This window comes from Kribbella sancticallisti, assembly GCF_039530625.1.
Classification (GTDB): Bacteria; Actinomycetota; Actinomycetes; order Propionibacteriales; family Kribbellaceae; genus Kribbella; species Kribbella sancticallisti.
Genome location: NZ_BAAAOS010000017.1, coordinates 1 through 13967, shown reverse-complemented (window position 1 = coordinate 13967; position 13967 = coordinate 1). Strand labels below are relative to the sequence as shown.

16 protein-coding genes are annotated in these 13967 nt (G+C 68.6%); 10 read left to right on the top strand and 6 right to left on the bottom strand.

The genetic code is table 11. From position 1 onward, the window contains the following. Window positions 1-79: 79 nt before the first annotated feature. Entirely contained in the window at window positions 80-349 is a 270-nt protein-coding gene (locus ABD255_RS07685; protein WP_344211308.1) for a hypothetical protein, read from the top strand. A 90-nt stretch (window positions 350-439) separates the two neighbouring features. Here ABD255_RS07685 and ABD255_RS07680 read toward each other — a convergent pair whose 3' ends face one another. Genes ABD255_RS07680 through ABD255_RS07670 form a run of 3 tightly spaced genes read right to left on the bottom strand, consistent with a single transcriptional unit; the run spans window position 440 to window position 2718 of the window. After that, entirely contained in the window at window positions 440-1633 is a 1194-nt protein-coding gene (locus ABD255_RS07680) for a DUF418 domain-containing protein (protein WP_344211306.1), read from the bottom strand. A gap of 18 nt (window positions 1634-1651) precedes the next feature. Then, window positions 1652-2176, bottom strand: a complete 525-nt coding sequence (locus tag ABD255_RS07675) for a hypothetical protein (RefSeq protein ID WP_344211304.1) — start codon at window positions 2174-2176, stop codon at window positions 1652-1654. Beyond that, on the bottom strand, window positions 2173-2718 hold the full coding sequence (locus tag ABD255_RS07670; RefSeq protein WP_344211302.1) for a superoxide dismutase family protein: 546 nt from the start codon (window positions 2716-2718) through the stop codon (window positions 2173-2175). The genes ABD255_RS07675 and ABD255_RS07670 overlap by 4 nt, the downstream gene beginning before the upstream one ends. Before the next feature lie 142 nt (window positions 2719-2860). Here ABD255_RS07670 and ABD255_RS07665 point away from each other — a divergent pair, with 142 nt between their 5' ends. The 4 genes from ABD255_RS07665 to ABD255_RS07650 are packed head-to-tail and all read left to right on the top strand — an operon-like array spanning window position 2861 to window position 5576. Then, on the top strand, window positions 2861-3391 hold the full coding sequence (locus tag ABD255_RS07665) for an RNA polymerase sigma factor (protein WP_344211300.1): 531 nt from the start codon (window positions 2861-2863) through the stop codon (window positions 3389-3391). After that, on the top strand, window positions 3388-4008 hold the full coding sequence (locus ABD255_RS07660; RefSeq protein ID WP_344211298.1) for a hypothetical protein: 621 nt from the start codon (window positions 3388-3390) through the stop codon (window positions 4006-4008). Before ABD255_RS07665 ends, ABD255_RS07660 begins: the two co-directional genes overlap by 4 nt. 33 nt (window positions 4009-4041) lie before the next feature. Then, window positions 4042-4569: a hypothetical protein gene (locus tag ABD255_RS07655; protein ID WP_344211296.1), complete on the top strand. Its 528-nt coding sequence runs from the start codon at window positions 4042-4044 to the stop codon at window positions 4567-4569. Between the two features lie 35 nt (window positions 4570-4604). Next, entirely contained in the window at window positions 4605-5576 is a 972-nt protein-coding gene (locus ABD255_RS07650; protein WP_344211294.1) for a DUF6528 family protein, read from the top strand. On the opposite strand, the gene ABD255_RS07645 is transcribed toward ABD255_RS07650, so the two are convergent. Continuing rightward, a complete protein-coding gene (locus ABD255_RS07645; protein WP_344211292.1) occupies window positions 5540-5932 on the bottom strand; it encodes a hypothetical protein in 393 nt (130 codons plus the stop codon). The genes ABD255_RS07650 and ABD255_RS07645 overlap by 37 nt on opposite strands. A gap of 10 nt (window positions 5933-5942) precedes the next feature. On the opposite strand from ABD255_RS07645, the gene ABD255_RS07640 reads away from it, so the two are divergent. Further along, window positions 5943-6449, top strand: a complete 507-nt coding sequence (locus tag ABD255_RS07640) for a class I SAM-dependent methyltransferase (RefSeq protein WP_344211290.1) — start codon at window positions 5943-5945, stop codon at window positions 6447-6449. A 134-nt stretch (window positions 6450-6583) separates the two neighbouring features. Here the strand turns inward: ABD255_RS07640 and ABD255_RS07635 are convergent, their stop codons facing one another. Further along, entirely contained in the window at window positions 6584-6727 is a 144-nt protein-coding gene (locus ABD255_RS07635) for a hypothetical protein (protein WP_344211288.1), read from the bottom strand. A 144-nt stretch (window positions 6728-6871) separates the two neighbouring features. Between ABD255_RS07635 and ABD255_RS07630 the strand changes: the two genes are divergently transcribed. Then, on the top strand, window positions 6872-7729 hold the full coding sequence (locus ABD255_RS07630) for a DNA-formamidopyrimidine glycosylase family protein (RefSeq protein ID WP_344211286.1): 858 nt from the start codon (window positions 6872-6874) through the stop codon (window positions 7727-7729). Window positions 7730-7813: 84 nt separating this feature from the next. Here the strand turns inward: ABD255_RS07630 and ABD255_RS07625 are convergent, their stop codons facing one another. Beyond that, a complete protein-coding gene (locus ABD255_RS07625; protein WP_344211284.1) occupies window positions 7814-8788 on the bottom strand; it encodes a trypsin-like serine peptidase in 975 nt (324 codons plus the stop codon). A gap of 197 nt (window positions 8789-8985) precedes the next feature. Between ABD255_RS07625 and ABD255_RS07620 the strand changes: the two genes are divergently transcribed. From ABD255_RS07620 to ABD255_RS07610, 3 genes are all read left to right on the top strand, one after another. After that, window positions 8986-9321: a rhodanese-like domain-containing protein gene (locus ABD255_RS07620; RefSeq protein WP_344211282.1), complete on the top strand. Its 336-nt coding sequence runs from the start codon at window positions 8986-8988 to the stop codon at window positions 9319-9321. Window positions 9322-9490: 169 nt separating this feature from the next. Beyond that, on the top strand, window positions 9491-13015 hold the full coding sequence (locus ABD255_RS07615; protein WP_344211280.1) for a phosphodiester glycosidase family protein: 3525 nt from the start codon (window positions 9491-9493) through the stop codon (window positions 13013-13015). A gap of 201 nt (window positions 13016-13216) precedes the next feature. After that, window positions 13217-13879: a flavin reductase family protein gene (locus ABD255_RS07610; protein WP_344211278.1), complete on the top strand. Its 663-nt coding sequence runs from the start codon at window positions 13217-13219 to the stop codon at window positions 13877-13879. Window positions 13880-13967 lie beyond the last annotated feature (88 nt).

Here is a 13967-nt window from a genome sequence, read left to right as displayed (position 1 = left end):
ACCAGTATGGCAGGAATTTGTGGGAGAGTGTCAATAGTGCCAATTGTGGCGGGATCTAGACGAGAGGATAGTTACTGCCATGACCGGAATCATCGTCCTCGCAGTACTCGCGCTGGCCGTGATCGCGGCCCTCGAAAGCAGCAACAGGCGGCACGCAACCGGGCTCGGACACGGGCCCAACGGCTCCTGGGTTGCCGACGACCGCGATCTCGCCAGGTCCAAGTTCGACCTGCTCGCCCTCGGGGGCGCAGCGGAGCCGTTCACCCACAAGCCCGTCGCCAACACCGGCAGCGTCGTCACCATCCGCGCCGCCCGGATCCTTCACCACCACGGTCGCCACGCGGCCTGAGGTACTACCAATCAACAGTGGCGGGAGAGGCCGAAGCCCTCTCCCGTCACTCTTATGCGGTGGGCGGTGGGCGGTGGCGGTTGGCGGAGGCTACTGCTGCGCTCGCGGACGCGCAGGCACGGAGTACCTGATCGGGGTGGCGTTGGTGACGGCTCGCAGTACGCCTTCGACTGGGCCGTAGCCGTAGCGAGCCATCCACCAGTGGCTCAGACCGACCTGGAGGATGAAGATCCCCAGAGCGAAGGTGACCGTCTCCAGCGGCGAGACCTGCCCGACCAGGCCGAAGCCCACGCCGGTGAAGATCAGCAGGGTTGCTACCGACTGGCCGAGATAGTTCGACAGGGCCATCCGGCCGGCGGGCGCCAGCAGCCTGCGGAGGTCAGTGCCGCGCTCGGAGTGCATCACCCGCAGCAGCGTCGCAACGTACGCGGCAGCGAGGAAGGGAGCGGTCATCACGCTCACCCAGGTGGCGAAGGTGTCACCGGTGCCTCCGGCCGTCGCATAGAGGACTCCGCCCAGTAGGCCGATCGGGAAGCAGGCCAGCTGAACCCTGCGCAGCAGGGGCTCCTCGCCGGTCAGGTCAGCGAGCAGCCGCCGTCGACCAGCCACCATGCCGAGCAGTAGCGCTGCAAGGGTCGTCGGGCCTTGCACTGTGAGCTGCGACAGCCCGTAGAGCGGTAGCGCCTTGAGGTGCTCGCCGATCACGTCTCCGAACGAACCGGCCAGGTTCGCCGTAGTCTCCTGTGCCGCGGTCACGGCAGCGACCGGATCGATGAACGCCGAGCTGTCGACGAACAGCACCGCCGCGCCGAGCGTGACGAAGACGTAGGCGTAGCAGCCGACGGCGACGAGCAAGGCCGTCCTGTCCTTCACCCTGCGCATCGCCAGCAGGACCAGGCCGACCAGGGCGTAGACCGTCAGGATGTCGCCGGTGATCAGGAAGATCATGTGCAGCCAGCCGATCACGAAGAGCGCGCCCAGCCGCCGCAACATCCGCGGCTTGAACGCGGCCCCGGCCCGCTGCGCCGCCTCCATCTGCAGTTGGAAGCTGTACCCGAACAGGAACGAGAACAGCAGATAGAACTTCATGTCCACGAACACCGAACTGACCCAGTGCACCGCATGGTCGACCCCCGACGAGTACTGCGGGTCGTCGGCCACGTGGATCGGATACCCCGACGCCGCGAAGGTGATGTTCACGATCAGGATGCCGAGCAGCGCGAACCCGCGCAGCGCGTCGATGTCGAGAATGCGCGGCCGGCCCGGGGCGAGGTCTGAGCTCATGCTCCCAGTCCAGCGGCCTCACCCCCCGCCGGTCACGCGGTCCACCACCCGCACAGGGGTGGACTTTCCCCTACCCCTCGGTCGATAGATCTCGGCTGCTCCGGCCGTTAGTGCCAGCGAGAGCAGCAGGAATCCGCCGTACATCAGCACCGGATCGAACCCCGCCGGCTCCTGCTGGTTGAGTCGCCAGAGCAGGACAACGCCGCTCACGACAGCCGCCGCCCCGAGCAACTTCCAGTGGAGGCGGTGCAGGTGCAGCAGCCCACCCAGGAGAAACGCCGGAAGGAAGACGAAGCCAGGACCGGCGAAGACGAACAACCAGACCACCGACAGCAGCCGCCACCAGCGGGACCAGCCTGCTCGGCGTACGCCGTACAGGAAGCCGAGTACGAGGCCGCACACGGAGGTGGACGCGAGGATCACACCCGTTCCGGTCCAGGTGAACTCGGGATCGGTGGAGATCAACCGCATCCACACCCGCGCCGCCGCACCCCACGCGAGACCGAACGCGGAGCCGGCGGCAGCGGCCCGGGGGATGGTCACCAAGACACCGGGAGGCAGGCGAGGCGCGGGCCCGCGGCGCCCTGGGAATCGGTGGGCTCCTGGTGGATGACGACCGATCGCCGGCCCGGCAGCGGAATGAACGGCACCTGGGTGATCGCGAACCCGGTACCCGCGCGGGTCACTTCGAAGTCGAGCCAGACCTCGGTCATGTCGTTCACTCGTGGTGGAACGCGCCCGGCGACGGTGTCGGAGTTGTAGTGGGGCCCGGCCGCGGCTCCGTCGCCGGTGACGCATGGACCCACGTGCAGGTGGGCGCCGAAGTCCTGACCCGCAACTGCCCGGTTGATCCCGCGTACCTGGAGGATCACCAGGCTGCGGCCGCGGTGCTGGATCATCAAGAGGGTGGCCCGAGCATGGTCGAAGGGGCCGGCGGTGGTCGGCTGTAGGTCTCTGAGGTTGCCGTGGGCCGTCACGACCTTGCCTGTCTGGTGAGCGGGCGCGGCTTGGGCTGTGGTCGGAGCGAACAGGCCGGCGGTCAGGAGGACAGCCGCGATCGCTGCTGTGTGCTTCGTGCTTGTCATGTCTCCCCCAATCGGGTCCATGCTGGGTGCACAGATCACTGCAACAGACGGGCAGTGACGGGGTTCGGGTGACAGGAAAAAGAGATTCCTCGTGCTGTCACCCGGTCGGTCCGCTCGCTCGTCCGTCAGGGTGATGGGGGCTATGGACGCGGCTGCGGAACTGCCCGGCGCCGGTGTGCGGCAGGACGGCGACGCGCTGGTGGTCGCGCTGTTCCAGGTCGAAGGTGCGCGGCTGGTCCAGTTGGCCCGATGGTTCGTCGACGACCGGACGGCCGCTGAGGACCTGGTCCAGGAGGCGTTCCTGCGGCTGGCCCGCAATCAGCACCGGATCAACGACCTGGACCGGGCGGCGGCGTACCTGCGGTCGATCGTGGTGAACCTGGCCCGCGACCACAACCGGCGCGGGTTGGTCTCGCTGCGGCACCGGCCTCCCGCCGAGGTGGACGACCGCTCCGCGGAAGATCACGCCGCGGCCGACGAGAGCCGCCGTGAGGTGATCGAGGCGCTCCGCGGCCTGCCCCGCCGGCAACGCGACTGCGTGGTCCTGCGGTACTTCGTCGAACTGCCCGTCGCCGCGATCGGCGAGACGCTGGGGTTGTCGCCGAACTCGGTCAAGACCCACCTGCGACGCGGCCTGCGAGCGCTCAAGGTGGAACTGGAGGAACCGCTGTGACAGCTGACCAGCCGTCCGCCGAGTCGACGCCCGTCGAGCGGCGGTTGTACGAGGCACTCGCGCCGGGGGAGCCGCGGAGTACGTCACCCGACCTGTTCGAGCGGGTGCTCGGCAGCATCGCCGACGACCGGGCGCGCCGACGCCGGATCCGGCGCGGCGCCGCGACCGTGTCCCTCGGCATTGTGTTGCTCGTAGCAATTGTTTTGCTGACCACTCCGACGAAGAACGGACGGCTGCTGATGGACTGGTGGATTCTCGAGTTGATCACCACGGCCGTGCTGATCGGTCTCGCGCTCTGGCTGGGGCCGTTCATCAAACGGTTCGGCCGGGCTTATGCCGCGGACGTCTTCCACGACAATCCGCAGACGGGCAAGAGCTACATCGTGCTGACCGACATCGTCTACTACCTGATCTTCGCGGCGTACATCCTGTTCACCGTCAACTTCGAGCCGCGGCCGGCCTGGGGACCGACCGTGCTGGCGGACCAGGTGGCGTTCGAGGCGGCCCGGCTCGGCGGCATCCTGCTCGTCATCGGGGTGCTGCACGGCCTGAACATCGTGCTGATGCCTGTTCTCGGCCGCCTCTTCTCGCTCAACCGGAGACTGCCCGGGCGCTAGGCGACCTCCATACCATACGGTATGGTCCGGTCTATGGGTCTTCCTTGGGTGTGGCAGGCGACGGCGGAGGAGGTCGCGGCGGAGTACCCGTGCGACCGGTACGTCGAGGGGGCGGTGGCGAGCTGTCTCCGGGCGGTGGATTCGGCTGCGGATGCCGAGACGGTGTTCCGCTGGTACTGCCAGCTGCGAGTGGCGCCGTACAGCTACGACTCGCTCGACAACTGGGGGAAGCCGAGCCCGCGGACGCTCACGCCGGGGCTGGATGAGCTGGAGGTCGGGCAGTCGGTGATGACGATTTTTCGGCTGGTCGATTTCACCCCTGGCCGGCAGCTGACCCTGCGCCTCCGTAACCCTGCCAGCCGACGCCTGTACGGCGATATCGCCGTCAGCTACACGGTCACACCGAGGCCCGGTGGTTCGCGTCTGGTCGTCAAGCTGGTGATTCCCGCAGAAGTAGGCGCAATACGCCGTCGCCTGCTCGCCTGGGGTGACCTCCTGATGATGCGCAAACAACTCATCACCCTCTCTACCCTCGCCGAACAAACCTCCAGAAAAGCTTGACCCCTCGTGTTGGCAGGGTGGGGAGCTCGCATCGGATGACGGAGGACTACTTGATGGAGCGCAGGACCCTTCTTCGCGGGCTGGCTGCGGCGGCGGTTGCCGCACCGGCGGCCGCAGTACTCGGGCAGCAGCAAGCTCAGGCCGCGGCGACTGCCAACTACTACGTCGGCACCACCGAGCAGACCAAGAACAAAGTGCTCGTCTTCCCCAAGAACAAGGCGTTCTCGGACGCGAACGTGCACTGGAGCTTCAGTCCGGGCGGCGGTGCCTGGGCGAACCTGTCCGACGTGAAGTTCCGCGCCACCGAGGCGCAGGGCTGGATCGGGCTGATGGTTGCCTCCGGCGGCAAGGCCGGCATCGTCAACATCGGCAGCGAGAAGCACACCGAGCTCAATGACCTCGCCTGGTCCGCGACGCCGGGCGGCAATCCGCACGCGATCGAGCGGGTCCCGGGCAACGGTTCGGTGATCGTCGCCAGCTCCGAGGGCAAGCTCACCGTGTATGCGCCGAGCAGCGTCGCGAACCTGGGCAGCCTGGCGAAGGTGCAGACCGTCGACTACGCCGGCGCCCACGGGGTGCTTTGGGACCCGACGTACGAGCTGCTCTGGGTGGTCGGCAAGAACCGGGTCAGCCACTACGCGGTCACCGGCAGCAAGCGGAACACCCGCCTGAAGTACGGCCGGCACTTCAGCCTCGGCAGCGGCAACCTCGGGCACGACCTGCAGCCCGACTACACGAACCGCCAGAAGATGTTGCTCACCGCAACCAAGGGCGTGTACGAACTGCTCACCGACGGCGGCAGCTTCCGGACCCGGCGGATCTCCACCGAGCGCAGCGTCAAGTCGTACGTGAAGCACTCCTCGGGCGAGGTGGTGTCGGTCAAGGGCGACGGCACCCAGCCGCGCGAGTGGGCGAACAAGACCGTCCGCTTCTCCGCCTCGCCGGACCGGACCCGTTCGGGCGCGCAGTTCTACAAGGCGCGGATCTGGACGACCGCCTTCCAGTAGAAAACCCCGAGCGCTGTCCCGGGAAGCTGTGTCACAGTCGCCGGATGGACGACTACCGCGCAGTGAACCGGGCCAGTTGGGACGAACGGGTCCCGGCGCACGCCGCCTCCCCCGACTACCGGGTGCAGCGGTTCACCGAGGATCCGCAGTACCTCAGCCAGGTGGTGCAGTTCGACCTGCCGCGACTGGGCGACATCTCCGGGCTCCGCGGGGTGCACCTGCAGTGCCACATCGGCACCGACACGGTGTCCCTCGCGCGGCTCGGCGCCCGGATGAGCGGGCTGGACTTTTCGGCTCCGGCGATCGCGCAGGCGCAGTCCTTCGCGGACAGCCTCGGGCACGAGATCGACTTCCACGGAAGCCGACGTGTACGACGCGGTCGCAGTACTGGGCGAGTCGAAGTACGACCTGGTGTTCACCGGGATCGGGGCGATCGGGTGGCTGCCGAGCATCGAGAAGTGGGCCGGTGTCGTGGCGGGTCTGCTGAAGCCGGGCGGCCGGCTGTTCATCCGGGAAGGCCACCCGATGCTGTGGTCGCTCGGGATCTCGAAGGACAGCGGCGAGATCATCCTCGAGACGCCGTACTTCGAGACCGAGCAGCCGCAGGTCTGGGACGAGGGCGGCACCTACGTCGAGACCGACGCGGAGTTCAGCCACAACGTCACCCATGAGTGGAACCACGGCCTCGGCGAGATCGTGACCGCGCTGCTGTCGGCCGGCTTCGAGCTCACCAGCCTGGAAGAGCACGACAGCGCGCCCTGGGATCCGCTGCCGGGCAAGATGACCCGGGACGACCAGGGCGAGTGGCGCCTGACCGAGCAACCGGAACGGCTGCCCGCCACCTACACCTTGCAGGCCCGCCTCCGCGCCTGACCGACAGCGCCTGCTCTACAGCGCCTGATTGGCAGCACAAGCCCAGCCGATGGCGGTACGGCGTACTTTCGGTTGGGCGTGGTTGTCGCCCAGAGCGGGTCTCATCCACCGCTCTGGGCGCCCAGGCTGATGGCCTAGTGGCCGCTCCGGCGCTGCTGCACCTTCTGGAACATCTCCTTGGCCTTGCGCTGGTTCTCCGGCTTGCTGAGCTCCCGCTGCGCGACCTGCAGCAGCTTGGCGACCACAGCACCCTTGACCAGTGACTTCATGAAACCCATCGGGGGCCTCCTTCTCTACTTCCTACGAAGGTATCGGTACCCACAACCATTCCCCATGGGTGATGCCCCGCAGCGGACCCCGGTTGGCGCCCTCGGCGCACAGAAGTACGGGAAAGTGTCGGCGGTGTAGGGCACACTTGTCGGGTGCCCGAGTTGCCGGAGGTGGAATCGCTGGCGGGGTTCCTGCGGGAGCGTGCCGTCGAGCGGGCGTTCGTGCGTGCCGACATCACGGCGATCAGCGCGCTGAAGACGTACGACCCGCCGATCTCGTCGCTGGTCGGGCTGTTCATCGAGGACGTGCGGCGGCACGGGAAGTTCCTCGACATCTCGGCGCAGGGCGTCCATCTGATCATCCACCTGGCCCGCGCGGGCTGGTTGCGCTGGCGGGAGGAGCAGTCGACCGGGCTGGTCCGGCCGGGCAAGGGACCGATCGCCTGCCGGGTGGTGCTCGATGACGGCTCCGGGTTCGACCTGACCGAGGCGGGAACGCAGAAGAAGCTGGCCGTGTACGTCGTCCGCGACCCCGCGGAGGTGCCGGGGATCGCGCGGCTCGGGCCCGATCCGTTCTCGCTCACCCTCGAGGACTTCGGCGACATTCTCAAGCAGGCCGGCCGGGTCCAGCTGAAGGGCGTCCTGCGGAACCAGTCGGTGATCGCCGGCATCGGCAACGCGTACTCCGACGAGATCCTGCACGTCGCGAAGATGAGCCCGTTCAAGCCCGCCTCCAACCTGACCACCGACGAACTCCAGCAGTTGTACGACGCGATGCAGGACACCCTGCGGGACGCCGTCGCGAGGTCGGCCGGACTCGCGGTCCAGGATCTGAAGTCGGAGAAGAAGAGCGGCATGCGCGTGCACGGCCGCAAGGGCCAGAAGTGCCCGATCTGCGGCGACATCGTCCGCGAGGTGAGCTTCGCCGACTCCTCCCTGCAGTACTGCGCCACCTGCCAGACCGGCGGCAAACCCCTCGCCGACCGCCGCCTGTCCAAGCTCCTCAAGTGATCCACGATCCTCAAGTGAGCTGAACTCCTCGAGCGAGCTGAGCCGGGGCCGCTCACACCGGCCCCGGCTCGCTCGACCCGAGGCTCAGGTCATCTGGTCGAACATCGCCTTCACATCGGCCGAGTTCGGCGTCGCCAGCAGGATCGCGGGGCCGCTGGTGGTCCGGCGCGACGTCACGGCGAAGACGTACCCGAGGTTGGCGTCGATCCGGTCCTTCAGCCACGGACCGCCGCTCGCGCCGCCGTTCATGGTGCAGCCGAGCGCGGCGTCGGTGCTGCCCCACGCGTAGGTGTTGCCGTCGCAGTAGTACGGCACCTCCCCGTTGTAGGGCGCCTCGGCCGGCCAGCCCCAGATCCGGGTGTTCGCCTGCGCCCGGCTGTTGCCCCAGACCAGTCCGTTGCCGCCGACGGCGTCGATCAGGTTCTGGCCGTTCCGCTGCCCGAGCGTCACGAACGCCTGGTCGTGGCTGAAGTCGCTGCTGTTGATCCAGGAGTTGAACGTGCGCGCTCCGGTCCAGTTCCACAGGCCGGCGCTGGACTGGCCGTTGTAGTAGGACGGCGCGAACACGATGTTCGCGTGCCAGCCGCCGCCGGCGCCGCCGTGCACGCAGTGGCCGGCGGTGATGATCAGGTTCTTGTAGTTGTTGTTGATCGTCGACGCCGAGCAGACGTAGTTCAGGCCGTTGTAGCTGAAGAAGACCTTGCCCGCCGTACTCGGTACGACGTCGTTGGCGACCATCTTCGCCTCCGGCGCGACCGGCCGGGAGGCGATGCCCGACGAGGTCGACTCCCCTTGTTTCGCAGGCGTCGGGGCATTGGCGGGCAGGTCGGCCGGGATCGCGTTCCGCAGCTTCTCGGCGGTCCAGTAGCCGGTCGCGTCCAGCGAACCGCCAGGTACCGACCTCGGCACCGCCGGCGCCCGTACTGCGGACGTCGCGGCCGCGGGTTCGGCGGTGGAGGTCGTCGCGAGGGCAGGTGATGCTGCGGCTGCGGTGCTCAGCAGCACGCCGGCGGCGAGCAGCCGGAGTGATCGTGGTCCGGGCAGCACGGAGTGGCGCATGAAGTGACTCCTCGTTTCGGGGCGGAAAGAGTCCTGATCGACCACCGGAAACGCCTCACTGTCACTCCGGTCGCACGGTCAATCACTCACAGTAGAAGGGAAGCATGTCCGGAATTCAACCCGTTGCCAGGTTTTGCTCAGCTCGCGTCAACCCCGTCCCCCTTCCACCCGTCGTGCAGGGGGTTGAGCAGCCTGCGATGATCATGGGCATGTACCAGACTCCGGAGATTCCTGCCGTCGTGGTGGCTGACGTCGATGACGAAATGCTGGCCGAGGCGTTCGTGCTCGACGTACGCGAGCCGGACGAGTGGGCCCGTGGCCACATCGAGGGTGCGACGCTCATCCCGCTCGGGCAGTTGCAGGAGCGGGTCGGCGAGGTGCCGCTCGGCCAGAAGGTGCTCTGCGTCTGCGCGGTCGGCGGCCGGTCGTCGATGGCGACCCAGTTCCTCGCCGCCGAGGGCCGCGACGCGCTGAACTTGGACGGCGGCATGCACTCCTGGGAGACCTCGGGCCGCCCGGTCTCCTTCGACTGACCGACACTGCCCGCCGGATCTGGCAGGCGGATTGTTGACAGAAAGCTTCCGGTTCGCCGCTGGGGACGTTACTTTGTCACCGTTCGGTTGACCGGCGTACACCTGCGCCTCACACGGCGGTAGGTCGCACGGCGTCGGATGGCCGCGTCCGTCCAGCTCAGGAGGCCCCGTGTCCACGCCTGCCCCGCCCGCCTTCCGTCCACCATCAGCAGCACCAGCAGCGAGGACCGGCGTCCTGCCGGGCCGTCGCTCGGGGGCCAGGGCGGCTCGGCTGACGACCGCCGCCCTCGCCGCCGGGGGACTGGTGGCTGCGATCGCCATCAACCCGGCGGCCGCCCAGCCCGTTCCCGAGCACCTGCGGACGGCGGCTGAGGCCCACCGCGGGTCCTCGGCGGCCTCCGACATCCCGGACGTCGCGATCGCGCCGGCCGGCGAGGGGATCATCACCCGGCGCGAGGACACCCCGGTCGCGCCCGGCGTGACCTACACCAGCTTCGACCGGCTCGACGCGCGCGGCTGGCTCCGCGGCGACATCCTGGTCGCCGACCTGGACAAGCGCGGCGTCACGGTCGACTACCTCAACCCGGGCACCGTCTCGGGCCGCGAGGTGCTCAGCCAGCAGGTCGCGCGCAAGGGCGCGATCGCCGGCGTCAACGGCGACTTCTTCGACATCAACGACACCGGTGCCCCGCTCGGCATCGGCATCGAGCGGGACGCGGACGGCGGCGCCGGCCGATTCGTCAACGGCCCCGCGGCCGGCCACAACGAGACGGCGGTGATCGACGCGAACGGTCTCGGCCGGATCGCGCAGGTCTTCCTCGAGGGCAGCGCCACCGACGACGACGCGAGCAAGGTCGGCCTCACCAACCTGAACTCGCCCTCGGTCAACAGCGGCGGCATCGGCCTCTACACCCCGCAGTGGGGCGAGGCGGCCCGCACCCGCACGGTCGACGGCCTCCCGACGGTCCGCGAGGTGATCCTCCGCGACGGCGTCGTCGTCTCCACGGCCGCCCTCCCCGCGACCACCCCGCTGGCCGCCAACGAACTCGCGCTGATCGGCCGTGAGGCCGGCGCGACCGCGCTCACCACGTTCGAGCCCGGTGACAAGGTCGATGTGCAGTACGGCCCGCGCGCCGACGCGGCCGATGTCGCCGTCGGCCTCAGTGGCAACATCCAACTGGCCCGCGACGGCCAGATCCTGAACGTCGACGACACCGCGCTGCACCCGCGCACCGCGATCGGCTTCTCCGCCGACGGCCGCCGGATGGTGCTGCTCACGGTCGACGGCCGGATGGTCGACTCGCGCGGTCTGACCGAGAAGGAACTGGCCCGGCTGATGCTGGATCTCGGCTCCGACGACGTGCTCAACCTGGACGGCGGCGGCTCCTCGACGATGCTGAAGCGCTCGCCGGGCGAGGCGACGCCGGAGGTCGTCAACAAGCCGTCCGACGGCTCCGAGCGGCTGACCCCCAATGGCCTCGGCCTCCTTCCGGTCAAGGGATCCGGCCTGCTCAAGGGCTTCCGGATCGAGGCCACCGGTACCGCCGCCGAGCTCGCCGACGCCGACATCACCCGCAGCTCCCGGGTCTTCACCGGCCTCAGTCGGGCGCTGACCGCTCGCGGCCATGACGAGACGTACGCGTCGGCCGCCGGTACGCCATACTGGTCGACGGGCAGCAACGCGAAGGTCACCAGCGACGGCATCGTCACGGGTCGCCGTGCGGGTGACGCCGTCGTGACAGCGGCCAAGGGGACTGCGCGCGGGCGCTTCCCGATGACCGTGCTCGGTACGCCGGTCCGGCTCGCGCCGTCGCTGCGCCAGGTGTCGCTGCCGAGCGCGACCTCGAAGGGGTTCTTCGCGGTCAACGGCTATGACGCGGACGGGTTCTCCACCTGGGTCGAGCCGCGCGACGTCGAGCTCACGTACGACGCCACGCTCGTCAAGGTAGTTGCTAGAGGCAATGGGTTCGACGTGACCGCGGTCGGCGCGGACGCGGTGTCCACGGTGGTGACGGCGAAGGTCGGCGCCCTGACCACACAGCTGACGGTCACCGCGGGGTTGAGCAGCGAGGTTGTGGACGAGGTCGACGACCCCGCCCGCTGGGTGGCGAACGCAGTACCGGTGGGGGCCGCGACGGCGAGTCGGTCGGTTGCCGAGGGCCACGACGGCGGTCAGGCGATCGCGCTGGACTACTCGCTGACGGGGAGCACCGCCACCCGCGCGGCGTACCTGGCGCAGACGCCGCAGCAGACCTTGCCCGGGCAGCCGCAGAAGCTCGGCGCCTGGGTGTACGGCGACGGCAAGGGCGCCTGGCTGCGGGCCAACGCGTACGACGGTGCGGGTGGCTCGGCGCAGACGCTGAACCTCGCGGCGGCCGTCAACTGGACCGGCTGGAAGTACGTGGAGGCGGACATCCCGGCAGGGCTGACGATGCCGTTGCGGTTCTGGCGGATCTACGTCGTCGAGACGGTGCCGACCCGGCAGTACTCGGGCCGGATCATCATCGACGATCTGACCGTGCGGGGCGCTCCGCCGGTGAACGTGGCACCGCCGGCCAAGGTGGTCGACCCGATGGTGGTCACGGACGGCACGGCGACGGGCGGCGGCCGGTGGAAGTTCGCGGTGATGTCGGACGCGCAGTTCACCGCCGACGATCCCGACTCCGACTTCGTGAAGCAGGCCCGCCGGACGATCCGCGAGGCGCTCGCGCAGCAGCCCGACTTCCTGGTGATCAACGGCGACTTCGTCGACCGCGGCTTCGCGAACGACATCGCGCTGGCGAAGAAGATCATCGACGAGGAGGTCGCGGGCAAGGTGCCGGTGCACTATGTGCCGGGCAACCACGAGAGCTACGGACCCGGTGACCTGTCGGAGTGGACGAAGGTGTTCGGCGCTCCGACCAGCACGTTCGACCACAAGGGCACCCGGTTCGTCCTGCGGGACTCGTCGCTCGGCTCGCTCCGGGCGGGTGGGTTCGCGCAGATTCTCGACCTGCGCAAGCAGTTGGACGAGGCCGCCGAGAACAAGGCGATCCGCAACGTCGTGGTGATGGCCCACCACCCGATCGACGACCCGTCGCCGACGCAGAACTCGCAACTCGGTGACCGCAAGGAGGCGGAGTTGCTCGGTCGTTGGCTCGCGGACTTCCGCGCGTCGACGGGCAAGGGCGCCGCGTACATGGCGGCGCACGCCGGGACCTTCGCGGCAACCCGCACGGACGGTGTCCTGCTGCCGCTGACGGGCAACTCGGGCAAGGGCCCTGCCGCAGCACCTGACGCCGGTGGGTTCACCGGTTGGGCGCTGGTGGGGATCGATCCCGCCGCGAAGGAGGCCGCGGCCGGCGAACGTCACTGGTCCGCCCCGGAGCGCTCCTGGCTCCAGGTCGAGCTCCGCCCGCACGTGGACTCGCTCGAACTGGCCGCACCCACCTCAGTCCGGATGGGCACGAGTGCGTCCGCCTCGGCGACCGTAGTACAGGAGAGCCGGCGGGTGCCGGTGTCCTTCCCGGTCTCGGCCGACTGGTGGGGCTCGGCGCTGCTACACATCGGCCCAGCCGATACGGCCCCGTTCTGGGCAGTTGCCGCCTACGACCCAGCCACAGGACAGCTCACAGGCATCCGCCCCGGCACCGTCCAACTAGGCGTCACCGTCAACAGCACAACCAAGAGCGCAACAGTCAAGGTCGACTGGTAGGTCACTGCGGCTGGATCGGATCAAGATCGTCGAGTACGACGTACGCTGGCCGGCGCTGTTCGAGGAGCAGCGCCGGCGAGTGGAACCCGTTCGACGTGCGGTGGGTTGGCGAAGTATGGGCCGATCAGGCCGCGCCAGGTGGTGAAGGCGTCGCTTGCGCGGCTGCCCTCACACGTTGGTGGCTGTGACCGTTCTCTGGGCATGAAGCGAATTGTCGATCCCAAAGTTCTGTACTTCGGCACGCCGGTGGTGCTGATCGGATCCCGGAACCCGGACGGGAGCACCAACCTCGGGCCGATGTCGTCGGCCTGGTGGCTCGATCACACCGCGATGCTGGGCATGAGTGTCGGCTCGCAGACGGTGAAGAACCTGATGGAACGGCCCGAGTGCGTGCTCAACCTGGTCGATCCCGCGATGGTCGCCGCCCTCGACCGGATCGCCTTGCTGACCGGGTCCGAGCAGATGTCCGAGGCGAAGCGGGCGCGCGGCTACCGCTTTGAGCCGGACAAGTTCGCGGCCGCCGGACTGACTCGTACGCCGGGCAGCCTGGCTGACGTGGACCTGGTCGAGGAGAGCCCGATCAACCTCGAAGGCCGGGTCGAGGCGATTCACCGGATCGGCGGCCCCGACTCCAACCTGCGCGCGCTGGAGATGTCCGTGCAGCGCGTCCACGTGCGCGAAGACCTGCTGATGAACCAGGACCGCTACATCGACCCGCTCCGCTGGGACCCGCTGATCATGAAGTTCACCGAGTACTTCGCCGGCGGCAGCCCGGCGTACGCGTCGTCGCTGGCCCGCGGCTGGCAGATGCCGCCGTTGGCGATCGATCTGGACACCGAGCCAGTCGGAGGCAGCATCGCTTGACGGCGCTCGCGCGGCGCAGGACTCTCGACCTAGTGTCCTGCTTCTGAAATTCGCTGTATAAGTCTAGGATGGGTTGTATGCCTAGGAC